The organism is Amycolatopsis sp. NPDC102522, assembly GCF_055584485.1.
Genome location: NZ_JBVJLY010000004.1, coordinates 406,742 through 430,077, shown reverse-complemented (window position 1 = coordinate 430,077; position 23,336 = coordinate 406,742). Strand labels below are relative to the sequence as shown.

The following is a 23,336-nucleotide window of genomic DNA, read 5'->3' as shown; positions in this document are numbered from 1 at the left end:
GTACCCAACGACAGGCCTCGCCCAACCAAACCCGTCGACGAAGCGGCGTCAGGGCTGGTGGGGGTCCGGGGAAGTTGGCTGCTCGTAGACGTGATTCATTGCTCGTAGAGTGCGGATGATGTGGGCGCGCAGAGTTTCGGGTGCGAGGACTTCGACGTCGGCACCGAGTTTGAGCAGTTCGGGCAGAGCTGCTTCGACCGACTCGAAAGGGATGGTGATCTGGGTCCAGCCTTGCGGGTCCGGCCCTGTCGCGGTCCGCTGGGCGGCGTGGGCCACGGCCGGTTCCACCAAGTAGGGCATCAGGTCAAGGCCGCGGGAGGAGACCCGCAGCGTCGCCTGGTGCTGGTGTCGGCGCTGGTCGAAGTGCTCAAGGTAGTCGTGCCAGTAATCGGCAAGGGTGAAGTCTTCGGCGCGGTCGAAGGAATCGGGAAGGGCGTGCGCGTCGAGGATGCGGGAGATCCGGTAGGTGCGGAACCGGTCCGGGTGCCTGGCCACGAGGTACCAGTGGCCGACTTTGAGGACGAGACCATACGGTTGGATGATCCGGGTGATCTCCTGCGGTTTCGCCCAGCGCAGGTAGCGGATCCGCAGGGTGTGCTGGTTCCACACGGCGTCGGCGACCACAGCCAGGTGGGGAGTGCGATCGTCTTCGTGGTACCACGAGGGCGCGTCGAGGTGGAACCGGTCAGCGACGCGGTTGGCGCGGTCACGCAACTCGCCGGGCAGCGCGGCGGTGAGCTTGAGCCGGGCACCGGTCACCTCGGTCGCCAGGCCCAGCTGGGCGGCCGCCGCGGGCAATCCGGTCAGAAACAACGTCTGGGCTTCGGTGACGGTCATACCGGTCAACCGGGTTCGGTAGCCCTCGAGCAACCGGTATCCACCTTCGTTACCGGGTTCGCCGTAGATCGGTACACCTGACGCGCCAAGCGCTTCCACATCCCGATAGATGGTCCGTACAGAGACCTCCAGGGTATCGGCCAGCTGCTGAGCGGTCATCCGGTCCCGTGTCTGCAGCAGCAACAGCAGGGACACCAGGCGGCTGGCTCGCATGATCCGAATCATGCCCTGCCCCACTGACAGAAGATGGCAGTGACGGCTGGTTAGCGTTTCGGCCATGACCAGCACCATTGACATCGAGACGTTCGTCAGCCGCTACGCCGACGTGTGGAACGAGCCCGACACCGCTCGGCGCAGTGCGGCCATCGCCGCGTTGTGGGGCGAGGACGGGGTCGAGTTCATCGGTTCCGCCGACTACCGCGGGCGTGACGCTGTCCAGGCCCGCGTCGCCGATGCGCACGAGCAGTTCGTCGCGACCGGCGGATTCCGTTTCGTGGCGGCGAACGACGCCGTACATCACCACGATGCCGTCACCTTCACCGTGCACATGGTTCCCGCCGTCGGCGGTGAACCCGTGTGGACCGGCGTCGTGTTCGCCCTGCTCGGCGAGGACGGCCGGATCCAGCGGGACTACCAGTTCACCGGCGCCGAGGCGGCCACCCGCGCCGTCGTCACCGGGTTCCTCTCCCGCCTGGCCGAAGGGAAGCCGGAGCAGATCGCCGAGATGTTCGCCGATGCCATCGACTGGCAGTTGGACTGGCCCGCCGAAGGACACCCAGCCGTGCCATGGATCAGGCCCCGCTCGACTCGCGCCGACGTGGCCGACCACTTCCACGCGCTCGACACGTTCCACATGCCCGGCAAGAGCGGCGGGGTCGCGCCCAGGATCCTCGTCGACGGCCCAGACGCCGTGGTCCTCGGCGAGATCCGCCAGATCGTGAAGGCCACCGGCAGTGCCTACATCGCTCGCTGCGCGCTGCACCTCACCGTCGACAACGGCCTGATCACTCGCTACCACGTCTACGAGGACAGTCTCACTGTGGCACAGGCGTTCTCCGGCAGCGACCTATGAACCACCGCCACCGCAGGGCCCACGCCGGCAATGGCCAAACGGCCGTCATGAGCCCATTGAAGAGTTGCGAGGCCAACGAGAAGACCGTGCGCGAGGTGGCCGACCGGCTGGGTGCCACCCCGGCCCAGGTGGCGCTGGCCGCGCTTGACCCGCTGAGCAGCCAGGTGACGGGCGAGCGCTACACCCCCGCGCACACCGCCGAGGTCGCGCGGGGCTGAGGTCGTTCGAGGTTGGCCGGTGGGCTCGACGCGCGCCAGGAATCTCACCGGTCACGAACAACGAAACCCGTGCCGTGCGAACATCCGCTCATTCCGAGAATCGGGAGCTGGAATTGCCCCTCGTCGTTGCCCACGTGGATGGTTCGAGACTGCCTTGGTTATCGGAGTGTTCGGTTCCAGCACTGTTCGGCAGCGGAAATCTCCTGGCCAGGCGGCGAGGCGGCGAGGCGATCAGAGGACGACGATGAGCTTGCCGCCGGGCCGGCGGGACTGGCTGAGCTTGGCCACCTCGTGGATCTGGTCGAGGGTGTAGGTGCGGGCGACCGATACGGTCAGGATGCCTTCGCCGGCGAGCCGGGCGAACTCGTCCATCTGGTCATAGCGGATCTCGGTGGTGGTGCGGACGCCCAGCTCGGCCGCGGCGGCGAAGTCCGAGACGGTGAGGACGCGGTCGGGGTCCCCGGTGAGCTCGATCAGGGTCGGCAGTGAGCCGCCGGCCGGGCTGGGCTGGTCGGCGCGGTCGATCCGGCCGCCGGTCGGTGCCGTGTCCAGGGCACGGTCGACGTGGCCTCCGGCCAGTGCGCCGACGCGTTCGGTCATGCCCTCGCCGTAGGCGGTCACCTGGGCGCCGATCTCTTCCAGGGCGGCTGCCCGCGCCGGCCCGGCGGTGGCGATCACCCGGACACCCCGGTGCAGCGCGAAGCGCACCGCCGCCTCACCCACGGTGGTACCCGCGCCGTGGACGAGCAGCAGCTCACCCGGCTGGACGCCGAGGTCGTCGAGCGCGCGCCACGCCGTCTCGGCCGCCATCGGGAGCGCGGCGGCCTGCTCGGCGGTGACGCCCTCGGGAATACGTGCCCAGGCCGGCATCAGCGCGTACTCGGCGGCGCCGGCTGTCGGGCCGTCGAAGGTGGCCGGGCCGAACACGGTGTCGCCGATCTGGACGTCGTCGACGCCCTCGCCGAGTGCGTCGACGGTGCCTGCGACCTCGAGGCCGAGCCCACGTGGCGGCGGCGGCAGATGGTCGGCGAGGAGACCGTCGACGATGTGCCAGTCGGCCGGGTTCAGGCCGCACGCTCGCACGGCGATCCGGATCTGGCCAGGTCCTGGGTCCGGTTGTGGGACATCGCGGAGCACGATCACGTCCGGGGAACCGAACCGGTCGAACTGAAGAGCCTTCATGACGATCTCCTGTGTGATGACAGCATCTGTTGTCATAGACCCTAGCAGGACGAAGACAGTCTCTGCTGTCATCCTGGTAGTCATGCCGAGATGGGAGTCCGACGCACAGGGCCGGCTCGAGCGCGCGGCGCTCGAGCTGTTCGAAACGCAGGGGTTCGAGCGCACCACGGTCGCGCAGATCGCGCGTACCGCCGGTCTGACCGAGCGCTCGTTCTACCGCTACTTCCCCGACAAGCGGGAAGTCCTTTTCGCCGGTAACGAGCTGGAGGCCCACCTCGTCGCCCAGGTCGAGGCGGCCGCCCCGGACCTCATGCCGTTCGAGGCGCTGCTGGCCGCGCTGGGAACCGCCGACGAGGTCTTTCGCTCGCGCGAGTTCCTGCTGCGCCGCGTCGGGGTGATCGCTGCCAGCCCGGCCCTGGCCGAACGCGACCTGATCAAGCTCGCCGACATCGCGCGCGCACTGGCGCGGGCGCTCGAGAGCCGCGGCGTCGAGTCCGGCGAGGCACGCTTCATCATCGACGTGGCGATCGCGATCTCCCGGCGCGCCACGTCCCACTGGCTGGCCGATCCGGACGCGACCTTGTCCGAGCTCATCGCCCAGGCCGCCGCCGAGTTGCGTGACGCGGTCACGCCGCGAGCCCCGACGGTCCGCTGAGCAGGGTCGGCCGGGCTCCCCTCATCAGCTGATCAAGCCCAGTCAGACTTTTGCGGCGGGGCCGGGCGTATGGTCGCCAAACGCCCTCTCATGCCGCGATGAGGACCTTCGAGCAGGCGGCCGTACCAGCCCACGCTGCCCGGTCGCTTCAGCCGCAGGCTCACCCCGGTCGAGGAAACGCCAAGAGTTCGAGACTGATCACGGTGACGTCACCGTGAGACAACCGAGAATGCGCAGATCGCGCAGCTTGTCTCACCGCCGCCCGTGGATTCACTGCCCGTGATCGTCGGTGGCGACCCTGAGCCGTTCCGCGGTCACGAGCGACTTGGCTTGCACCCGGTCCGTTTGGTCCCGGTACCAGGCGAACCAAGGGCTTTCGGCCGCTCGCCGCGTCACGATGAGCTCGACTCCTGAGTCGGCATCGGCTGTCACTACCTCGTAGCCGATCGAGGACAGGATCGTGGCCATCGCGTTCCGCATCGCGGTGTCGATTGTCTCCTTCCACTGCCCGGCGGGGTTGTCTGGACCGCTACGGCCCTCGCTCCAAGCATCCAGGGCCGCGGACGTCAGGATCGAATGGCTGACCCAACTGACGAACACACCACAATGCCCGAGGTTGTCGGCGAAGACGTGCGCGCCGACCGGACCAAGGGGATGCCCGCCGTGCAGGTGATCGGGAACCAGCGGTATTCCGGCGACGGCCAGGTCGGACCTGACGAGATTGGCCAACAGATACAGTCTGGCGAGCGGATCGTCGGGTTCGTGCTGGTCTGGCATGTCTGCTCGTGCTCCTGGTTCCGGCTGTGATCGGTGAGTGTCAGTTGTTCGCGCCGACGGTCATCCCTTGCCCAGAGGCCGAGGACCTGCACGATCTCACCGCGCGTGACGCGTCGATCTTATTGAGGGGTAAGGCAAAGGTGTCGGGTCGACGAGGGCGCGAGTTGTCACTCAGGGTGAGGGGTGTGTGGATTTCTGGTCATCCAACGCACCAAAATCCACACAGTCGACGCCAACGACCCGGTGTCGCGCAGAGTCACCGACACCGTCCACAAACACGCCAGGTTTGCCTTACCCCTCAATAAGTGACCTGGGCTTTCGTGGTCGTCTCACCGCGATGTACTGAGATCGGTCTTGGTTTCGAGGCAATTCCTCACGTGTGGCCAGTTCTGAGCCGATCAACCCGAGCCAGGCATCCTGGTGGTCAGCCAGTGGGCGATCCAGTGGTAGCGGCTGGAATCGGCAGACGAAGTCAGGCTGGCCGCTGCGCGGGTGCGGCTTGTCCTCAGTGGTCAGCGAGCTGACGACGACTGTTGCGGAACACCGCCGGCGGGGATCCGCGTGCCGGCCTCGGGGATAGCTGGAGACGGCGTGGCCGTCGAGGTAGGTCACTGCCGGTTCGTGATGTTGAACATCCAGCTGATCCCGAATCGGTCCACCAGCGAACCCGCTTCGTCGCCCCATACCTGTTTTTCCAGGGACAGCGTGACAACACCGCCGACGGACAGCTTCTCGAAGTAGCCGCGGAGTTCGGCATCGTCTCCTCCGAGGAAGACCGCGACGTTGTTGCCCGGCCGGTAAGCCGGATGGCCCGGCCGGTCCTCCGGAAAGTCCCATGCCATCAGCGTGTACCCGGCGGCGGTGTCGAGCCGGGCGTGCATGACCTTGTCGCCGTCGCCCGAATCCGGTGAACCGAAGTCCGCGGCGGTTCCCACCTCGAGGTCGCCACCGAACACCTCCAGGTAGAACTCCATCGCCTGCCGTGCGTCACCGTTGAACACGATGCAGGGGTTGGCCTGAGATCCCATCCGAACACTCCTCGCCCGTGACCGCCGGCCTGCCCGGCAGTCGTTCGGCCACCTTCCCGAAGGAATCACGACACCTTCTGTCGTGATTCCTTCGGGAAGACGTCGTTCGGCAGACCCGGACCAATTCCCCGGGCGGGCTCTAGGTGAGTCCTCCTGTCCCGGTGGTCCACAGTGCACCGGTCGGGCCGTAGACGACTCCGTTACCGTCGCTTTGCAGAGTGAAAGCGAAAGTGCCGGCACCGGTACGGTTGGACGCCCACAGAGCGCCCTGGCTCCCGGTCCCGTACAGGACGAGGTTCGCGTCCGCTTGCATGAGCAGCGAGTGCACCGACCTGCCCGCGGTGCCGGAGGCCCACAGCACTCGGTAGCCCGGCGAGTAGAGGACCAGGTTTCCGTCGCTCTGCAAGGCGAGGCGATACCTCCCGTCCGACGAACGCAGGTACTGGCCCGGATAGAGCTTGCCGTCCGCCGCGAGCCGGTCGGTCGAAACCGTCGTCAGCCCCGCGGTCCCTCTCGCGGTTCCCGTGCTCCACGTCGCACCGTTGCTCGCGTAGAGGACGGTGTTGCCGTCATCCTGAAGCCTCAGCGTCGAACCGCCATGGCCCGCCGTGCCGGAGGACCACAATGCGCCCTGGCTCCCCGAGCCGTAGAGGACCAGGTTCCCGTCGCCCTGCATGAGCAGTGAGTGCACCGAACGGCCCGCCGTGCCGCTGGACCAGATCGCGCCGTAGCCCGGCCCGTACAGCACCAGATTTCCGTCACCCTGCAGGATCAAGACAAAACGACCGTCGGTCGAGGTCAGGTACTGGTTCGGAGACAGCCGCTGATCCGGAGCGAGCTGGTCACGACCGAGGTATTCGCTGGTACCGACGCTCCCCCCGCCCGGCGAAGGGGTGATGTCCTTCGCGTGGATGTAGTGGTAGGACGCTGCGGCGACCACGCGCCTGCCGTAGGTTCCTTGGAAGTTCTGGTTGTACTCCTCGAGGGCGACTGTGCCGTCTCCGTTGACAGCCTCAACCCAGGCGACATGACCCGCGGATTCGGCGATCGCGCCGACAGCGGGAGTGCCGTTCACGGAGTAGCCGCGCTGCTCGAACCAGGAACCCCACGCCCCGGCGTTGCCGATCGCCCTCGGCATCTCGAAGCCATTGCGCGAATGCAGGCGCCAGGCTACGAAACTTGTGCACTCGCGGTTGTAATAGCCCCAGGAATCCAGAAGCGAGTCCTGGGCGGCTGATCGCCATGGGGCGGGATAGTCGTCCGTTCCGGCCGCGGCGACACCCTGAACACCGAATAGCGCGGTAACGACGACGAATATCGTCGTGATCCAACGCCTGAGGGCTTTAGTGCGAATGGGTTTGTCCGTCATCAGCAGACTCCTCGCTGTCGTGTTCGCTCGTCTGGTGTCGTCGAGTCCGCCGCGAGCGTCACAAATCAGCCAGAAGTCAGCCATTCAGTCGAACCGATCGGGAAACACGGGTTCGGCGCGAAGTTGCACGATAGAGCCGAAAGGCCTGAGCGGAATACCTCATGGGCTATCGTGTCCGGGAGGGCGAAATGGGGAAAGGTCGCGGCGGGGAAGCAATGGACTGGAACATCGACGTGCTCTCGCACGGCTGGGACGGAGCGATCTACCGGGTCCGGACTCCAAATCTGGAGGTCGTGTTCATGGGCCTCACCTCGGAGGAAAACCTGGCCGAGGTGGAAAACATCGACGCCGAGGTTCGCCTGCCGGACGGGTCCCGGTGGAGCGCCACCATCTTCACCGTCGCCGAAGTCGAACGTCTCATGGCCGACTGGGCCCGGACAGGAGAAGCCTTGGACGGCAGCTACTTCTGGTGCTCTGACGGCCTCATCGTCCGGGTACCGGGCATCCACACCATGACCGAGGTGCTCATAGGACTCCTCGCGGAAGGCGACCTCACGCACATCCTGAATCGCCTCGACGAACCCACGTGATCAGGTGCTCCGCGCACCGAGGTCGCCCGGTTAAGTCCCGGCCGCTGGACGCCCGGCGTACACCGCGCGGGCGTCCGGCGGAACTGGATCAGGGGTGACCGAGGTAGGGGTGGTCGGGCAGGGTGACCCAGCCGGTCGTGGCGGCCTCCTTGACCTCCACGGGCACCTGTCGCCAGGTCGCGGGAGCGGCACCGGGAGTGTGGCGGACGACGTCCTCGAACAGCCACTCCGACGCGATCACCGCCAGCACACCGGGCGACGACGCGAGCGCCTCCTTCAGCGGAGGAGCGTCGCACAGCCGGAACGTCAGCGTCAGCGACGATGACGTGTACCCGTGCTTGTCGTACCCGACTTCCCCGGCGTGCAACGCGATCCGCAGATGGATCTGCTGCGCTTCCGTATGCCTGTCGTTGTGGACCCGCAGCCGCGTCACCAGCGCCGGCAGTACCGCCTGGATGAACGCCGCCTTGTCCACTCCGCCCGGAACGAGCACCAGTACACCGTCCCCCCTATCTTCATGGTGACAGTCCTCCCAAGCGGTCCCCGTCGACGCGAACGCCGTCTCCATGACGTCGTAGAGCCCCTCGCGGACGGCCCGCTGATCCGGCCCTGTCCGGCTCGGTTCCCCGAACCCCGCCACGTCGGCCACCATGATCAAGTGATGTCGTGAACCGCCCTCCGCCGGCATCGCCGCTCTCGGCCTGCCGGACAGGCCGGCCCGGGAGGCTTTCCCGAAGTGATGCTTCCCCAACGACTCGTTCCTCGGCGCGAACAGTCCCCTCAACCGCCAAGCAAGGCTCGGAATGCGGCTGACCCCGGTGAGCAGGTCGCGCGAGATCGGGAAGAACGGCAGCACGGCCTCCGGGCTCTCCGCGGCGTCGAAGATCAGCCGCCACCGCCGGAACGGCCGCCCGGTCCGGAGCGCCTCGGGAACCGCGATGGTGTGCGCGGCACCGATCCACCAGACGAGGTCGTAATCGCGCAGATGCCGGTAGATGTACTCGATGGCCATCTGCGTCTTGCCGATACCGCCCAGACCGTGCAGCACCGCGGTGGTACCGCTGCTCAACCGTTCGGTGAGCTGGTGGAGCAGCTCGTCACGACCGGTGAAGTTCGGGTCGCGCGGCGGGACGTTCCCGAGAACCAGCGGCGGATCCTCAGGCTGGCGGGCCGGGGAACTCCGGGAGGTGTCCGACGCCGAAGGATGAACGATCCTGCTCGTCGGCTCGTTCGCTTCGGGTTCACCGAGATAAGACGAGCGTCCCTGCGTCGCAGGTGTCGAGGCAGATGGACGTTCGGCCGTCTCAGGCATGGTGAGCTCACAGTCTTGTGGATGTCTGCGTTGGTTCAGACACGGGTACGACGGGGCTGGGTCTTGTGCCGCGTTCCGCAGACGGTCAGCCTGGGACAGGTACGGGCCCCGGTATGTGGTTCGGGTCGGCGATGGCGTCTCGGAGGTGACCGAGCAGCGGAATCCGGCCACCGAAATGGTGGCGGCCACCCGGGCGAACTTGGCCGTTTCCGACCGCCGCGCGCCACTGAGCAGCAATTCCCGGACTGCCTCGGAAAGCGAAGATCCACCTGTGTCCCAAGTGGACTTCCCTTTCCTGAGTTCGGGAGCGTACATGATCCCCGACGACAGAAGCTCGAGGAGGTGCTCCGGTCTCACTGTGCGCTCTTTCGACTGCGACAAAGCTACCGACGGGTCGCCGGAATCGGACTGGGAAATCCGTTCCGTGACGAGCGGGGCCTCCTGCTCTCCGTTGCTGGTCATGACGATCGGGAAGGCATGGCAGGCGATACGGCCGTGATCCGTTACGCGAGGTGGAGTTCCCGGTCCTGCGGATTCCCCATGACCAGCAACGGCCGCCGCAGATAGAGCGCGGCGTTGACCATCGTGCCCAGGCTTCGACGCGGGCAGGAGTCGCGCGCGATCGAGGTCATGGATAGACCGGCCGGCCCCCCGGCGGATCCACCAAACGGGTGCTCTACCCGTTTCAGGTAACGCTACTATCGCCGGATCGTGCACTACACGATTATCGAAGAGAACGGCCGCATTCCGAATTCGCCAGTTTGCACCCATCCGGACGTTCGATAACCGCGCTGCGGTCAATACCCGGTCGAGAATTGCGTCGATCGGGTGACGCGGACTCCGCAATAGTGCAATCGGGCGGCGACCACTCCACCTGCGCCCCGTCTACCGGCGGAACCGGCCCTGCGTGACTCAGCCGGGCTTCAGAGCTTCCTCGGCTTTTCCCCAGTTGGAGTGGAGCGTGTCCAGATAGGACTGGGCCTGGGTGCCTGGCTTCGTCCCGCGGGCGAAGGCCTTCATGTTGCCGGGCCCGGTGTTGTAGCCCAGCGCGAGCAGTTCCTCGGTCGTGAGTGATCCGGCGCGTCTGCCCGGGAGCTGTGCGGCCAGGTCGTGCAGGTACCAGGCCTCCGCCCGGATCGCCAGGTCCGGGTCGCCGGGCAGCTCCTGCCAAGCCCTGTCGGCGAACGGTCGTCCTCGCCGGGTCTGCTCGTAGGCCGCCTTGTGCATGTTGGCCACCCCGAACGACGCGTCCGGCTTCAGCTCCTGCCATTGCCTTTCGAGCTCGGGATCATGCGGCTTGTAAGACTCGTTGTAGAGGATCGCCATCACCAGCTGGGGTGACACCGCGGCTTCGGCCGCTCGCGCCTTCACTTGCGCGGCGAACCGCGCGGGATCGTAGTCGCCATCGACGGCTGTCACCGGGGCGGTGGTCGCTCCCGTCACCGATGGCCGGTGATCGTTCGGCCCGCCACACCCCGCGAGCAGGACCGCGAGCAGGCATGCCGCCGGCACACACCGACGTCGAAGCACCGCCATCACCCCGCCACCTTCCGCCGCCGCTGCCTGGTATCGGTCTACCATGGCGGCAACGACGTTGCGGTGAGGGAGAACTGACGTGTTCGGTCTCAGCCTCGAGCACCTACTGGTCCTGCTGGTCGCCGGACTTTTCGTCATCGGCCCCGAACGGCTGCCGGAAGCCGCCCGATGGCTGGCCCGGACCCTCGCCAAGGCACGGGAGTTCGCCACCGGCGCCCAGGACCAGCTGCGGACCGAACTCGGCACCGAGTACCAGGAACTCCGCAAACCACTGCAGGACCTCCGCGCCCTGCGATCCCTCGATCCGAAAACCGCTGTCAGCCGCTACCTGCTCGACGACGCACACACCGGGACGCCTGTGAACAGGACCGGCACGCTCCCACCCCGTGTCGCCGACGCTCCGCTGAACGCAGGAGAACGAGCGCCGTTCGACCCGGACGCCACTTGAGGAACAGGCGCCGTGGAGGTCAGGTGCGGCTCTTGCGGCCGGTCACCTTGTTGTAGATGACCAGGACGATGATCGCGCCGATGACCGAGCCGATCCACCCGGCCGGCTGGAAGCCGCGGAGACCGACTGTGAGCAGGCCGAACAACAGGCCGCCCACGACCGAGCCGATGACGCCCAGCACGATCGTCCGCAGCACGCCGATGTCGTCCTTCCCGGGGACTATGGCTCGCGCCAGGAAACCGGCGATCAGACCGAACAGAATCCAGCCCAGGATGGTCCAGAACATCGCTTCTCCTCACGGTCGGGCAGCAAGGTCACCCTACGGCGAACCGGTGTCCGGCCGCCAAACGGTGGCTGTTCACGGCCGGGGGATGTTGCGGAGGTTGGCGCGGGCGAGGTCGATCATCCGGCCGACACCGCCTTCGAGGACGACCTTGCTCGCGGCCAGCGCGAATCCGCCGAGCTGACCGGCGGTGATGTGCGGCGGGACGGACAGCGCGTTCGGGTCCGTCACGACGTCCACCAGCGCGGGGCCGTCGTGGCTCAGCGCCTCCTTGAGGGCGGCACGCAGCCGCGTCGGCTCGGTCACCCGTTCCGATCGCAGGCCGGCGCCGCGGGCGATGGCGGCGAAGTCGACCTGTCGGTGGTCGGTCTGGTAGTCGGGCAGGCCGTCGACCAGCATCTCCAGCTTGACCATGCCCAGTGAGGAGTTGTTGAACGTCACGATCTTGACCGGGAGATCGTGCAGGACGACGGTGAGCAGTTCGCCGAGCAGCATGCCCAGTCCCCCGTCGCCGGACATCGACACGACCTGTCGCCCCGGGTAGGCGAACTGCGCGCCGATGGCGTGCGGGAGGGCGTTGGCCATCGTGCCGTGCAGGAACGAGCCGATGACCCGCCGCCGCCCGTTGGGCGTGAGGTACCGGGCGGCCCAGACGTTGCACATGCCGGTGTCCACGGTGAAGATCGCGTCGTCCGCGGCGAGTTCGTCGAGAAGATCGGCGGCGAACTCGGGATGGATGGGGACGTGCCGTTCGACGTTGCGGGTGTAGGCGTCGACGACGTTTTCCAGCGATTTGCAGTGGTCGCGCAGCATGCGGTCCAGGAAGGCCCTGTCGGTCTTGCGCCGAAGTAGCGGCAGCACGGCTCGCAGGGTCTCCCGCACGTCACCGTGCACGGCCAGTTCCAGTGGGGTTCGCCTGCCCAGCCGGGTCGCGTCGTGGTCGATCTGCACGGTCCGAGCCTGGGGAAGGAAGGAGTCATAGGGAAAGTCGGTGCCCAGCAAGAGGAGCAGGTCCGCGTCCTGCATGGCCCGGTAGCAGGCGCCGTAGCCGAGCAAGCCGCTCATGCCGACGTCATAGGGATTGTCGTACTGGATCCACTCCTTGCCACGCAGGCTGTGGCCGACCGGCGCCTGGACCGTCCCGGCGAGCTCCATCACCTCGGCGTGCGCGCCGCGCACCCCGGCACCGGCGAACACGGTGACGGTTTCGGCTTCGTTGATCAGCTCGGCGAGCCGTGCCACCTGAGGCTCGGGCGGCATGACCGTCCCGTGTTCGGTGATCGGCGCCCCACTCCCGGTGGGCGAAGTGGCCTCGAGCTGCGCGACGTCGCCCGGCAGCACCAGCACCGAAACCTCGCCGCGGGACAGTGCGTGCTGCATGGCGATCCGCAGCACCCTGGGCATCTGGGTGGGCTGGCTGATCTGCTCGCAGTATCCGCTGCAGTCGACGAACAACCGTTCCGGGTGAGTCTCCTGGAAGAACCCCGTCCCGATCTGACCGGACGGGATGTGCGAAGCGAGCGCGAGTACCGGGGCGCCGGTGCGGTGCGCGTCATAGAGCCCCTGCACCAGGTGCGTATTGCCGGGACCGCAGCTGCCCGCGCACACCGCGAGCCGTCCGGTCAGCTGCGCCTCGGCGGCCGCGGCGAACGCGCCCGCCTCCTCGTTACGCACGTGCACCCAGTCGATGCCCGGGGTACGGCGGATCGCGTCGACGACCGGGTTCAGACTGTCACCGACCACGCCGTAGATCCGTTCCACCCCGGCCTGCACCAGGACTTGGACGAACTGCTCGGCGACATTGGGCTTGGCCATCAAGACCCCTTCGATGCTGCGGCGGAGGGAACGCCCTCATGATCCACGGGACGCCCACAGTTCGCAGATTCTGCGCGCGGGCGGGTGACAGGAGAGTGCCGCGCAGGCCTAGGCGTCGAAGTCTGCGCCCCTGGTTTCGGCGCTGAAGAACAAGGCCACGAGGGTGACCGCGATGGTCGCGACCAGGTACAGCACGACGGCCGTGGTCCCGTGGTTCTCGACGAGCCAGACGGCGATGAAGGGCGCCGGCGCGCCGGCGATGATCGACGACCCCTGGAAGACCAGGGATGCCCCGGCGAAGCGGCGATGAGTCGGGAAGAGTTCCGCGATCCAAGCCGCCTCGGGACCGGCGAGGAGACCGTGCAACGCGGCGCCGACGCCCACGCCGACGTAGAGCAGGGGCAGACTCTCCGAACGGACCATGAGGAAGAACAACGGCGCCCAGAGCGCCAGGCCCGCCGCCGGGACCAGCATCGCGATTCGCCGTCCGACCACATCGGACCAATGCCCGCCCGCCAGCATCCCCGCGAACTGCAGCAACGATCCGACAGTCACCGCGAGGAGGACGTCTGACTTGGTGTACCCGAACGAAGTCGTGGCGTAGGCCACCACGAAAACGGTGTACACGTAGAACGCGACGTTCTCGCCCAGCCGCACGCCGAGGCCGCGCAGGACCGGCCCTGGGTGAGCGAGGGTCTCGAAGACGCTCGAACGCGCCTGCTCGGCGGCACCGGCACGCGAACGCGCCTGCTGGAACGCGGGCGATTCGTCGATGCGGCGACGGATCCAGAAGCCGATGACCAGCAGCGGAACGGCGAGCAGGAACCCGATACGCCAGCCCCACTGCGCGAACTGCCCGTTGGACAGCACGAGGGTCAGCACGCCCACCACGCCTGTCGCCAGCACGGTTCCGAGCGGGGCGCCCGCCTGCGGCCAGGCGGACCAGAATCCCCGGCGGCGAGGGCTCCCGTGCTCGCTGACCATCAGCACGGCCGCACCGAACTCGCCGCCGAGCGCGAAGCCCTGGACCAGGCGCAAGACGACGAGCGAGATCGTCGCCCCGATACCCGCCTGCGCGTACGTGGGCAGCAGCCCGATGGCCGAGGTGGACAGACCGAGCAGCAGGAAGGTCACGACCAGCATGGGTTTGCGGCCGACACGGTCACCGAGATGCCCGAAGACGATGCCGCCGATCGGCCGCGCGACGAACCCGAGCCCCTGGGTGGCCAGAGCCAGCAGCAACTGGGCGACGGCGTTGCCGCCCGGGAAGAACAGCGGCCCGAGCACTGTCGCGGCGAGGATGCCGTAGAGCGCGAAGTCGTACCACTCCAGCACGGCCCCCGCGGTGCTGCCCGCCAGCACACGCCGGAACGCCGAACGGCTCACCGCGGCCTCCTGGTTCGCGACGGCCGCGTCGTCCGGGGTGGGCAGGTCGGGCATTCTCGCTCCTCCTCGGGCTGGCGACTGACCGATCGCACGATAGCCGGACACCGGTGACCAGATATCGAACACCGTGAAGGTAGCCGCTCAGCCTGGAGCCCGCAATCATCGCGAGCGCCGGGGACCGTCCTGCTAGGGACCGCCCATCAGGCCATATGTCAGATAACAGTCAGCGGAGGCCTCGACGACCACTCTCGTCGTCGTCTCTCCTTGCGGGATGACGCCGACGGTGAAAACGGGATGCGAAGATCCGAACAAGGTGAAGACGTCGTCGACCATCACCAACCCTGCGCCGCTGTCTCCGCTTCCAAGGTCCAGCCCGGCACGAGGCATGCAGTACGGCTTTGATCGCTGTTCGGCGCTCTGTTCGTCTTCGCACCATCGCGCGCCGGCACACGTCTGGCCGCTACGGTAATCCCTGCCGTTGTAATGGACCCGGTACGGAAGACCCTTTTCTCCCGGCAAGGCGTACCCGAAATGGTTCGCCGCTTCGGGGATGAACGCGGCTCCGCACAACGCGCCGAGAACCGCCGGCACAGCGATCGACACCATCAGGATCCTGCGTGGGGTGGACCGACCGTGGACGCCTTCCTTGTCGTAGCGCGGCATACTGACCCCCTTAGGCACTCCGTGAATTCCAAGGCGCGGCAGGACTCTAGGCCATCGAGGCCGTAGCAGATGGCCACGCGGCAACGACTTCCACCGAGTTTCCCTCGGGGCGACCGAGTCCGCTGCCGGGCAGGCCCTCGCCATCGGCTTCGGGTGTCGCGAAAGCCACTTTCGGGACGTCTGATGTCGCGGAAGTGGCTTTCGCGACATCAGGTGTGGCGGCGAGGGGTCCGTGCGGGTGGTCGTGAGTGGCGAGTGTCGTTCTAACGCGACTTACCACTCACGGCCCCCGCATCGACAGCGGCCACGATCACGCCATATCGCCTCGCCCGTAAAACTCATCGCACGCGGCCGAGAAACCTCCGGCAACTCACTGTCCATTTTGGACAAGGGCCGCGATCCCCCACGCTTTCAGTCCTGGGAGACACCAGATCCGTACGGGCGGGTGAGGATCTCCAGCGCATGACCGTCGGGGTCGTCGAAGTAGACGCCCCGGCCGCCGTCGTTGGTGTTGATCTCACCGGCGCCGCGGTGCCCCGGCCCCGCCCAGTACGGCAGACCACCGTCGCGGATCCGCTCGAAGATCGTGTCGAACTCGTCCTCCTCGACCAAGAACGCGTAATGCTGTCTGGAGAACCGCTCGGTGCTGCGCATGACGTCGAGCGAGACCCCGTTGCCGGTCTGGACCACCAGGAACGGGCCGAATTCGGCGGGCTCGGGCAGCCCGAGGATCGAGACCAGGAAGTCCGCCGTGGCGGCCCGGTCGGTGGCGTTGATGATCGTGTGGTTCAGCTGCACTGTCATGGGAACAACCCTAGAATCTCGAGTTCGCTGGAGGTCAACCTCGTCGTCCGCGCCCGCCATGTCCCGTTCGTAACACTTCCCGGCGCATCACGACTTGAGTACCGCAAGCCGACACGAAGGGGACGTGATGCGTGCTTTGGTGATGGCCGGTGTGGCCGGACTTCTTACCCTGACCCTCGCCCCGCCTGCGGCGGCCTCCGGCGTACCTGAACAGTGGTCGGCCGGACCGTTCACGGCGCAGGTCGCGGTCATGGCGGGGGATGTCAACGGTGACGGCAAAGATGACCTGGTCAGCTACAACACCTATCTGTACGGGTGCTATGTGCTGCGGTCGAACGGTTCCACCTTCCAGGCACAGCAGAACTGGGGTGCGGGCAATTTCCTGAGCAGTGGCTTCAACGGTAACGCCAACTTCGTCGGCGACATGGACAACGACGGGCGGGCCGACGCCATCGCGGTCCGGCGGCCCACGCCTTCGACGCCGCAGGGCATCTTCGTGGCGAGGTCGATCGTCGACTACTACGGCGTAGAACGCTTCGGGACGCCCGCGCAGTGGCTGAACAACACCATCGCCGGCGATTTCGGGAACCTGGCCGCGGACCTGGACGGCGACGGGGACACCGACATCATCGGCCTGTTCGACGTGGCCACGCTGGCGGCGAGGTCGAACGGCACCACGACGCTGCCGTTGGTGGCGTGGGCGCCGCCCATCCGCGGCCAGAAGGCGACACTGGCGGCAGACGCGACCGGTGACGGCAAGGCCGACTTCATCCTCGTCGATCAGAACGGCACACGAGTCGTGACAGGCAACGCCAACCGCTGGTTCGACACTCCGGTGTCGTGGTCGACGACTCCTTTCTATGGCAGCAAGAAAACGCTCACCGCGGACATCGACGCCGATGGCGACGCGGACCTCATCGCCGTCAACGACACCGACGTGCAGGTGATGCGCTCCACCGGTACGAGCTATTCCGCGCCGGAAACGTGGTACGCGGGTTCCTTCTCCGGCACGAAGGAAACCCTCACCGCCGACGTGGACGGAGACGGCGACGCGGACCTCGTCGCGGTGAACGCCAACGACGTCTGGGTCTTGCGCTCGCAGTAGATCCCAGAGGTGCTCGTCGTGCCCCGGTGAACCAGGTTCACCGGGGCACGATTGCCCGCCGGTATTCGTGGTGCAGGCGGGCGAACTCCACGGGATCGGCCGCGACGGGGTCTGCCGGCAACGCGATCACCGCCGCCTCCCCGGAAGTCCGGCGAACGTCGGCACCAAGCTCGGCGAGGACGGGCGACAGCCGCCGGTAACCGTCGGCGTCGAGGTAAGTCCACCAGCTCAGCCACTCCGGGAAGCGCACCCGTGTCACCGGCGATGGTCACCCACAGTTCGGTGAGCAGACGGTGCAACTCCCGAAAGGGCTCAGCCTGGGTGCGGTAGGACGAGTCCAGCGACACTGACACGGAGTCCCAGCCGCCAGGCTTGGTGGACAGGAAGACATCCGCCTCGGACCGGAGCCACAGATTGGTGCTCCAGGACCCCGCGACCAGGCCCCGCACCAGCTGTTCCCGGTCCAGCACTCGGTGTTCACCCTCGTGGCCGGGGGACGCGTCGAAGCCGTTGATCCCGCCGTCCGGCCGGTACGCCGACAACCCGAACGTCTCCGCCGAGGCCGGCAGCCGTTCGACCGAGGACTCCCCGGTTCCTGGCCGCGCGGGTCAATCGTGGTCGGGGATCCCGTGCAGGTGGTGGTCGGCCGCGTTCATGACCTCCGCCAGGAGGCGCCGGACGTGCCCTCCCCTGGCCCGGTAAAGGATCCGGCGGCCGTCACGCCGCTGGGTGACCAGTCCGGCCAGCTTGAGCTTGGCCAGGTGCTGGGACACCGCCGGACGCGCGATGGCCACCGCCGCCGACAGCGACGCGACGTCGTACTCCTCGCCGCTGAGCAGCCACAGCATCCGCATCCGGGTCGGATCCGCCAGCATCCGCAGCGACGTGGACGCGGCTTCGACCTGGTCGTCCGGCGGCAGGCGGGACCACTGATCACCAGATTCGTCATGTGCGTACATGAGCACCTATCATGGAAAGGACGTCGAACGACAGGAGCGGTGGAACGTGTCGTTGTCCGGGCATCGGGATTACCGGCATCTGTTCGGGGCGCAGCTGGTCGCGCTGTTCGGCACTGGATTGACGACCGTAGCGCTCGGCCTCCTGGCCTACGACTTGGCGGGGGCGGGCGCTGGTGCCGTCCTGGGCACCGCGCTGGCCATCAAGATGATCACCTACGTCACAGTGGCCCCACTCGCCGGCGCCTACGCCGACCGGATGCCACGCCGTTTCTTCCTCGTCACCCTGGACGTGATCCGCGCACTGGTGGTCCTCGCCCTGCCCTTCGTCAACGAGGTCTGGCAGATCTACGTCCTGATCGTGGTCCTGCAAACGGCGTCGGCGTCGTTCACCCCGACCTTCCAGGCCGTGCTCCCGGACATCCTGCCCGACGAACGCGACTACACGAAGGCGCTGTCGCTGTCCCAACTGGCTTCGACGATGGAAAGCCTGCTCAGCCCGCTCCTGGCCGCCGCCGCGCTCAGCCTCGTGTCCTTCCACTGGCTGTTCACCGGCACCTCGGCCGGGTTCGTGGCCTCCGCCGCGCTGGTGCTGAGCACCCGGATCCCCGACGCGACCCGCAGCGGCCGCGGCGGGGTCCGGGACCGCACGACGGCCGGGATCAAGGTGTTCGTCGCGACCCCGCGTCTGCGCGGCACGCTCGGCCTCGACCTGGTGGTCGCGGCGGTCGGTTCCGTGGTCATGGTCAACACCGTGAACTACGTCCAGGACACCCTGGGCCGATCACCGGCCGACGTCGCCCTGCTCCTGGCGGGCAACGGCTTCGGCACCATCCTGGTCGCGCTCCTGCTCCCCCGCGCCTTGGACCGGATCCCCGAACGCACCGTCATGCTCACCGGCGGCGGGACCCTGCTCGCCGGGATGACCGGCGCCATCGCACTGTCCACCGTGGACACCGGCGACTGGCGCTTGGCCGCCGCAATGGCTGTCTGGGCGGTCATCGGGCTCGGCACCGGACTCGCCCTCACCCCCGTGGGCCGGGTACTGCGCAAATCCAGCAGGCCCGGCGACCGGCCCGCGATCTTCGCCGCCCGCTTCTCGCTCTCCCACGCCTGCTGGCTTCTCGCCTATCCCATCGCGGGCTGGCTGGCCACCACCGCCGGGTTCACCACGACGTGGCTCGTCCTCGGCGCTCTCGGGCTCATCGGCCTCGCCGTCGCCGTCCGCGCCTGGCCACGGCACGATCCCCTGCGTCTCGAACACACTCACCGAGGCCCCGTCGACCCCGGGCACCTCGCCGACGCCGTGCGAGGCGAGGACGGCACCTGGCGCCACAGTCACGAATACGTCATCGACGAGGACCATCGGCGCTGGCCCGCGATGTCGTGAGTAGTTCGGGTCGTTGTCGAGGGACAAGGCAAAAGTGAGGGGTGTGGCAGGCTCAGATCGCTCCCGTCCGCACGGCGTATGCCACCGCGTGCGACCGGTTCCGCAGTTTCAACCGGGAGGTCATGGCGTAGATGATGTTCTTCACCGTCCGCTCCGAATAGGACAGTGCGGCCGCGATCGCGTTCGTGTCGAGCCCGTCGGCCATCAACCGCAGTACCTCGGTCTCGCGCGCGGAAAGTTCCGTCGCGGTCGGCTCGGGTGGCCTGAGGAAACCTCGGTGGAGCCGCTCGGTTCGCTCGATCAGCTTGGCGAGCGAGACCCGCGACAGGTTCGCCGCGGCCGAACGGACACTTTCTGGCAGCTCTTCGCCTGTCGCCGCCGTACGCGGCAGCACCGCGACCACTCGGCACGCCACCGCGAGAGTCACCTCGCTCTCCAGGATCCGGTTGACCATCAGCACTACCGGCCTTCCCGGTTCGGCCGCGTGCCGGCGCAGGACCGCGATCGCGTCGGCCGAAAGCCGTTCGAACGCGGCAACGACGACGTCGGCCTCGTCGCGCCGCGGGCCGCTGACGATTTCCATGTCCGCGTAGGGCTCGAGGTAGCTGACCATCCCGGCCGCCGTGATGGGGTCCAAGGCACAGACACGCACGCGTACTCGCTCCACGTTTCCTCCTCGCCCGGCAGGTGAATCGACCCGGTTCACGGCCGCCGGGTGGTCGTGTCGATCAGTTCGTAGGCCAGGTCGAAGCGGACGCCGTCGGGATTGGTGAGCCCTTCGTCCTCGTACCAGGACTCGTCGGCCTCCGGATGCGGGCCGCTGACCCCGACCCGGCCCTTGCCGTACGGGGCGACCACGACGGCGGCGGCTCCGTTGCCGTAGGTCGCCAAAACGGTCGCGTCCGCTCCGGCGTCCAGGCGGAAAGCCGGACCGTCCTGGAAGTACATGTGCCGGGGCTCGCCCCGCCAGGACACCTCCAGCACGGTGTCGCGGTCGTCGGGGACGGTCGAGCCGGGAGAACCGGCGTATCCGTAGGTATCGCCGGGCAACAGGCCGAAACCCGGGTCGCGTCCGGCCAGGTAGCCGCCGAAGCACAGGCCCAGGTAGCTGCCACCCGCCCGGACCCAGTCGCGCATCAGCTGGGCGGAGCCACGCAGGTCCCGCCAGGTCCGGTCCAGATCGGCGCCGCCGCCCGGCTGGACGTACAGCTGCGCCTCGGCCAGCGTCTCGGCGGTGAGGGGAACGCCGGTGCCGGGGCCCACGTACTTGACTTCGAACGGCTGAGGCGCCTTGCGCAGCAACGCGGCCACCGCCGGCGCGCAGTCCGCGCAACCCTGCGGGCCGTTGTACACCAGCGCGAGCCGCCTGGGGCCGGCTTCGTCCCCGAGTGCCTGCCTGCCACAGCCGACAGCCAGCAACGCGGCGACCGGAAGCGCGCCGAGGAGCACTCGACGTCGGCTCATCGCGCTCGGCGAAAGAGGGGTCTTCGGATCTGTTCCAGGCACTGCTTCACTCCTGTGTCTTCCGGTCACGAACGCGGGCCACGAGCCGATCGCGTTCGTCGTCCTCCATGCTCGGCGCACGCGGCGACCTGTCGGCACCGGCGATCCGGCCCGAACAACCCGCCGACCGGCTGCCGTTGTCCACCCGATCGGCGGGCAGGGGCTTTCCGGCCTCGGGTGGTGCCCGCCCGGCGGATGCGACGAGACTGGGCCGCATGATTCGAGTGGTCGTCGTCGACGACGAGGAGCTGGTGCGCTCGGGGTTTCGCCTCATCCTGGAGGCGGCGGGCGACATCGAGGTCGTGGCGACCGTGACCGGCGCCGACGCGGTCAAGGAGATCAGCCTGCACGGTCCCGACGTCGTGCTGCTCGACATCCGGATGCCCGACGTCGACGGCCTCACCGTCCTCCGGCAGCTGCGTGGCCTGCGGAAGACACCGGCCGTGGCGATGCTGACGACCTTCGACTCCGACGAATACATCGCGACAGCCTTGCGTTCGGGCGCGGCCGGGTTCCTGCTCAAGGACACCGCCCCGGACCTGCTCGCGCATTTCGTCCGGACACTGGCCGCCGGCGGGGTCGTGCTCTCCCCCAAGGTGACGCGCACCGTCGTCGACGGCTATCTCGAATCAGGCGCGGGCTCGGCGGCGGCCGCGCAGGTCGGTCAGCTGTCCGAACGCGAACGCGCGGTACTCGTGCTCATCACGGACGGACTGTCCAATGCGGACATCGCCACCCGGATCCACCTGAGTGTCGGCACGGTCAAGGACCACGTCTCCGCCATCCTCACGAAACTGCAGGTCACCACCCGCGTCCAGGCCGCACTGGTGGCGCAGCAGGCGGGCTTGCTCAGCAACGGTGAAGGCCGCCCGTGAACCGGGTGCGGCCGCTGCTCGTCGACGCCGGGTTGATCGCCGTCGCCGCGATCGACGCGGGACTCGGCCGGGCCGAGCCGCTGGCGTTCGGCGCCGCGCTGGTGGCCCTCGGCATTCTGCCGCTCCGTCGGCGGTGGCCGGTCTTCGTCTTCGTCGTCACCCTTCCCGCCCTCGCGATCTCGGGCTCGGTCATCGCGACGCTCATCGCTCTCTATTCCGTGGCCCTGCTGCGCCCGAACCGGCGCCTGCTCGTCGGATGCGGCGTCGCGGCCACCGCCGGATACCTGTTCCCCGGCCTCGATCTGGAGTTCGGGGAAATCGACGTGCTCACCGTCGTCTACGCGATCATCACCCCGGCCGCGCCGATCTTCCTCGGCAGGCTGGTGCACACCCAGCGCGAACTCACGCTGCGGCTGGACGACATCCGCCAGGCCCGTGAACACGAAAGGGTCCTGGACGCCCAGGCCGTCCTCGCCAAGGAACGCACCCAGCTGGCCCGCGAGATGCACGACGTCGTCTCGCACAAAGTCAGCCTGATCGCCGTCCAGGCGGGCGCGCTCAGCGTCTCGACAACGGACCCCGCCGCGAAGACCGCCGCCGAAAACGTGCGCACGCTGTCGGTCGACACCCTCGACGAGCTGCGTCACATGGTGAATCTGCTGCGTGCCTCCGGCAGCTCCACCACCGAGTTGGTGCCCCAGCCGACGTTGTCCGACCTCGACCGCATGATCGCCGGAAGCGGCATCGAGACGCGGCGGACCGGAACAGCGCCGGAGGGTATCGACACGGCCGTTCAGCGCACGATCTACCGGACCATCCAGGAAGCCCTGACCAATGTGCGCAAACACGCGCCCGGGAGCACGGCGACCGTGGACATCGCCTGCGACGGCACCGATCTCACGGTGACCGTCGGCAACACCCCGGCGACCCGGCCGACACTGACCTTGCCGAGCGCCCGTCACGGACTGCTCGGCCTGCGGGAACGCGCGGCGTTGCTGGGCGGCACGGTGGTCACCGGCGCGACCCCTGACGGCGGCTTCCGCCTGCTGCTGCGGCTGCCCGTCACCGGTCAGCGAAGCCGGGCGGACCGCACGACTTGAGACGTGTCGCGAAAGCCACTTTCGCGACGTCTGATGTCCCGAAAGTGGCTTTCGCGTCACGGTGACCTACAGCGGTCCGTAGATCACGACGGTGTTGCCCCAGGGGTCGCGCGCGACGGCCCGGACCTCGTGCGGGCCGCGCTCCGGCTGCCGGACCACCGATCCCCCTCGCTCCACGATGGCGGCCACCGCCGCGGCCACGTCGGGCACCTTGAACGACGCCGCGGGTACTCCACCGGTGACGTCCTCGGCGGGACCGGCGAGAGCGAGCGTGGTGCCGCCCGCGTCAAGGGCCGCGTAACGGTCGCCGTCCACGAATTTCGTTTCCAGGCCAAGGGCCGCGGAGTAGAACCGCACGGCGGCGTCGACGTCCGCCACCGGGTGCAGCACGTTCCCGATCCTGGCCGGGCCGATCTTCGCGTCTTCGCTCAT

General features: G+C 67.9%; 28 protein-coding genes. 9 read left to right on the top strand and 19 right to left on the bottom strand.

The window, feature by feature from the left end:
* Positions 1-48: 48 nt before the first annotated feature.
* On the bottom strand, positions 49-1,050 hold the full coding sequence (locus ACZ6YV_RS14755; RefSeq protein ID WP_465510075.1) for a helix-turn-helix transcriptional regulator: 1,002 nt from the start codon (positions 1,048-1,050) through the stop codon (positions 49-51).
* A gap of 64 nt (positions 1,051-1,114) precedes the next feature.
* Between ACZ6YV_RS14755 and ACZ6YV_RS14750 the strand changes: the two genes are divergently transcribed.
* A complete protein-coding gene (locus ACZ6YV_RS14750) occupies positions 1,115-1,909 on the top strand; it encodes a nuclear transport factor 2 family protein (protein WP_465510074.1) in 795 nt (264 codons plus the stop codon).
* A 47-nt stretch (positions 1,910-1,956) separates the two neighbouring features.
* Positions 1,957-2,127, top strand: coding sequence for a hypothetical protein (locus tag ACZ6YV_RS14745; RefSeq protein WP_465510073.1), 171 nt, complete (start codon positions 1,957-1,959; stop codon positions 2,125-2,127).
* Positions 2,128-2,358: 231 nt separating this feature from the next.
* Here the strand turns inward: ACZ6YV_RS14745 and ACZ6YV_RS14740 are convergent, their stop codons facing one another.
* The gene (locus tag ACZ6YV_RS14740) at positions 2,359-3,309 is read right to left on the bottom strand and encodes an NADP-dependent oxidoreductase (RefSeq protein ID WP_465510072.1); all 951 of its coding nucleotides are present in this window, start codon (positions 3,307-3,309) and stop codon (positions 2,359-2,361) included.
* 82 nt (positions 3,310-3,391) lie between these two features.
* On the opposite strand from ACZ6YV_RS14740, the gene ACZ6YV_RS14735 reads away from it, so the two are divergent.
* A complete protein-coding gene (locus ACZ6YV_RS14735; RefSeq protein ID WP_465510071.1) occupies positions 3,392-3,964 on the top strand; it encodes a TetR/AcrR family transcriptional regulator in 573 nt (190 codons plus the stop codon).
* A 270-nt stretch (positions 3,965-4,234) separates the two neighbouring features.
* Here the strand turns inward: ACZ6YV_RS14735 and ACZ6YV_RS14730 are convergent, their stop codons facing one another.
* The 3 genes from ACZ6YV_RS14730 to ACZ6YV_RS14720 form a co-directional block, all read right to left on the bottom strand.
* A complete protein-coding gene (locus ACZ6YV_RS14730) occupies positions 4,235-4,741 on the bottom strand; it encodes a hypothetical protein (protein ID WP_465510070.1) in 507 nt (168 codons plus the stop codon).
* Between the two features lie 608 nt (positions 4,742-5,349).
* Positions 5,350-5,769 (bottom strand): VOC family protein, encoded by a 420-nt coding sequence (locus ACZ6YV_RS14725; RefSeq protein WP_465510069.1) that lies wholly within the window; start codon positions 5,767-5,769, stop codon positions 5,350-5,352.
* Positions 5,770-5,908: 139 nt separating this feature from the next.
* Positions 5,909-7,138 (bottom strand): CHAP domain-containing protein, encoded by a 1,230-nt coding sequence (locus ACZ6YV_RS14720; protein WP_465510068.1) that lies wholly within the window; start codon positions 7,136-7,138, stop codon positions 5,909-5,911.
* Positions 7,139-7,326: 188 nt separating this feature from the next.
* Here ACZ6YV_RS14720 and ACZ6YV_RS14715 point away from each other — a divergent pair, with 188 nt between their 5' ends.
* Positions 7,327-7,728: a hypothetical protein gene (locus tag ACZ6YV_RS14715; RefSeq protein ID WP_465510067.1), complete on the top strand. Its 402-nt coding sequence runs from the start codon at positions 7,327-7,329 to the stop codon at positions 7,726-7,728.
* An 88-nt stretch (positions 7,729-7,816) separates the two neighbouring features.
* On the opposite strand, the gene ACZ6YV_RS14710 is transcribed toward ACZ6YV_RS14715, so the two are convergent.
* The 3 genes from ACZ6YV_RS14710 to ACZ6YV_RS14700 all read right to left on the bottom strand — a co-directional run bounded on the left by ACZ6YV_RS14710 (position 7,817) and on the right by ACZ6YV_RS14700 (position 10,576).
* Positions 7,817-9,040 (bottom strand): nucleotidyl cyclase domain-containing protein, encoded by a 1,224-nt coding sequence (locus ACZ6YV_RS14710; RefSeq protein ID WP_465510066.1) that lies wholly within the window; start codon positions 9,038-9,040, stop codon positions 7,817-7,819.
* A gap of 503 nt (positions 9,041-9,543) precedes the next feature.
* Positions 9,544-9,672, bottom strand: a complete 129-nt coding sequence (locus ACZ6YV_RS14705) for a hypothetical protein (RefSeq protein ID WP_465510065.1) — start codon at positions 9,670-9,672, stop codon at positions 9,544-9,546.
* A 280-nt stretch (positions 9,673-9,952) separates the two neighbouring features.
* Positions 9,953-10,576, bottom strand: a complete 624-nt coding sequence (locus ACZ6YV_RS14700) for a lysozyme family protein (RefSeq protein WP_465510064.1) — start codon at positions 10,574-10,576, stop codon at positions 9,953-9,955.
* A gap of 79 nt (positions 10,577-10,655) precedes the next feature.
* On the opposite strand from ACZ6YV_RS14700, the gene tatB reads away from it, so the two are divergent.
* Entirely contained in the window at positions 10,656-11,024 is a 369-nt protein-coding gene (gene tatB / locus ACZ6YV_RS14695; RefSeq protein WP_465510063.1) for a Sec-independent protein translocase protein TatB, read from the top strand.
* Between the two features lie 19 nt (positions 11,025-11,043).
* Here the strand turns inward: tatB and ACZ6YV_RS14690 are convergent, their stop codons facing one another.
* The 5 genes from ACZ6YV_RS14690 to ACZ6YV_RS14670 form a co-directional block, all read right to left on the bottom strand.
* Positions 11,044-11,310, bottom strand: a complete 267-nt coding sequence (locus tag ACZ6YV_RS14690; protein WP_465510062.1) for a GlsB/YeaQ/YmgE family stress response membrane protein — start codon at positions 11,308-11,310, stop codon at positions 11,044-11,046.
* A gap of 72 nt (positions 11,311-11,382) precedes the next feature.
* A complete protein-coding gene (locus tag ACZ6YV_RS14685) occupies positions 11,383-13,122 on the bottom strand; it encodes a pyruvate dehydrogenase (RefSeq protein ID WP_465510061.1) in 1,740 nt (579 codons plus the stop codon).
* Between the two features lie 108 nt (positions 13,123-13,230).
* Complete coding sequence (locus ACZ6YV_RS14680; protein ID WP_465510060.1) at positions 13,231-14,562, bottom strand: MFS transporter; 1,332 nt, start codon at positions 14,560-14,562, stop codon at positions 13,231-13,233.
* Between the two features lie 132 nt (positions 14,563-14,694).
* Positions 14,695-15,171 (bottom strand): hypothetical protein, encoded by a 477-nt coding sequence (locus ACZ6YV_RS14675; protein ID WP_465510059.1) that lies wholly within the window; start codon positions 15,169-15,171, stop codon positions 14,695-14,697.
* A 411-nt stretch (positions 15,172-15,582) separates the two neighbouring features.
* On the bottom strand, positions 15,583-15,975 hold the full coding sequence (locus ACZ6YV_RS14670) for a VOC family protein (protein WP_465510058.1): 393 nt from the start codon (positions 15,973-15,975) through the stop codon (positions 15,583-15,585).
* A 127-nt stretch (positions 15,976-16,102) separates the two neighbouring features.
* Here ACZ6YV_RS14670 and ACZ6YV_RS14665 point away from each other — a divergent pair, with 127 nt between their 5' ends.
* Positions 16,103-17,080, top strand: coding sequence for an FG-GAP repeat domain-containing protein (locus tag ACZ6YV_RS14665; protein WP_465510057.1), 978 nt, complete (start codon positions 16,103-16,105; stop codon positions 17,078-17,080).
* Positions 17,081-17,117: 37 nt separating this feature from the next.
* Here ACZ6YV_RS14665 and ACZ6YV_RS14660 read toward each other — a convergent pair whose 3' ends face one another.
* A complete protein-coding gene (locus tag ACZ6YV_RS14660; protein WP_465510056.1) occupies positions 17,118-17,339 on the bottom strand; it encodes a hypothetical protein in 222 nt (73 codons plus the stop codon).
* Positions 17,340-17,688: 349 nt separating this feature from the next.
* Positions 17,689-18,039, bottom strand: coding sequence for an ArsR/SmtB family transcription factor (locus ACZ6YV_RS14655; RefSeq protein ID WP_465510055.1), 351 nt, complete (start codon positions 18,037-18,039; stop codon positions 17,689-17,691).
* Here ACZ6YV_RS14655 and ACZ6YV_RS14650 point away from each other — a divergent pair.
* Positions 18,038-19,426: an MFS transporter gene (locus ACZ6YV_RS14650; protein ID WP_465510054.1), complete on the top strand. Its 1,389-nt coding sequence runs from the start codon at positions 18,038-18,040 to the stop codon at positions 19,424-19,426. The two genes, ACZ6YV_RS14655 and ACZ6YV_RS14650, sit on opposite strands and share 2 nt — an antisense overlap.
* Positions 19,427-19,478: 52 nt before the next feature.
* On the opposite strand, the gene ACZ6YV_RS14645 is transcribed toward ACZ6YV_RS14650, so the two are convergent.
* The 3 genes from ACZ6YV_RS14645 to ACZ6YV_RS14635 all read right to left on the bottom strand — a co-directional run bounded on the left by ACZ6YV_RS14645 (position 19,479) and on the right by ACZ6YV_RS14635 (position 21,146).
* Positions 19,479-20,039: a helix-turn-helix transcriptional regulator gene (locus ACZ6YV_RS14645; RefSeq protein WP_465510193.1), complete on the bottom strand. Its 561-nt coding sequence runs from the start codon at positions 20,037-20,039 to the stop codon at positions 19,479-19,481.
* A gap of 89 nt (positions 20,040-20,128) precedes the next feature.
* Positions 20,129-20,932 (bottom strand): BPL-N domain-containing protein, encoded by an 804-nt coding sequence (locus ACZ6YV_RS14640; RefSeq protein ID WP_465510053.1) that lies wholly within the window; start codon positions 20,930-20,932, stop codon positions 20,129-20,131.
* Between the two features lie 4 nt (positions 20,933-20,936).
* Entirely contained in the window at positions 20,937-21,146 is a 210-nt protein-coding gene (locus tag ACZ6YV_RS14635; protein WP_465510052.1) for a hypothetical protein, read from the bottom strand.
* Here ACZ6YV_RS14635 and ACZ6YV_RS14630 point away from each other — a divergent pair.
* Both ACZ6YV_RS14630 and ACZ6YV_RS14625 read left to right on the top strand, forming a co-directional pair.
* Entirely contained in the window at positions 21,145-21,804 is a 660-nt protein-coding gene (locus ACZ6YV_RS14630; RefSeq protein ID WP_465510051.1) for a response regulator, read from the top strand. The genes ACZ6YV_RS14635 and ACZ6YV_RS14630 overlap by 2 nt on opposite strands.
* Positions 21,801-22,904 carry a sensor histidine kinase gene (locus ACZ6YV_RS14625; protein ID WP_465510050.1) on the top strand — a complete coding sequence of 368 codons (1,104 nt, stop codon included), beginning with the start codon at positions 21,801-21,803 and terminating at the stop codon, positions 22,902-22,904. The genes ACZ6YV_RS14630 and ACZ6YV_RS14625 overlap by 4 nt, the downstream gene beginning before the upstream one ends.
* 66 nt (positions 22,905-22,970) lie before the next feature.
* On the opposite strand, the gene ACZ6YV_RS14620 is transcribed toward ACZ6YV_RS14625, so the two are convergent.
* Positions 22,971-23,336 carry a VOC family protein gene (locus ACZ6YV_RS14620; RefSeq protein ID WP_378244716.1) on the bottom strand — a complete coding sequence of 122 codons (366 nt, stop codon included), beginning with the start codon at positions 23,334-23,336 and terminating at the stop codon, positions 22,971-22,973.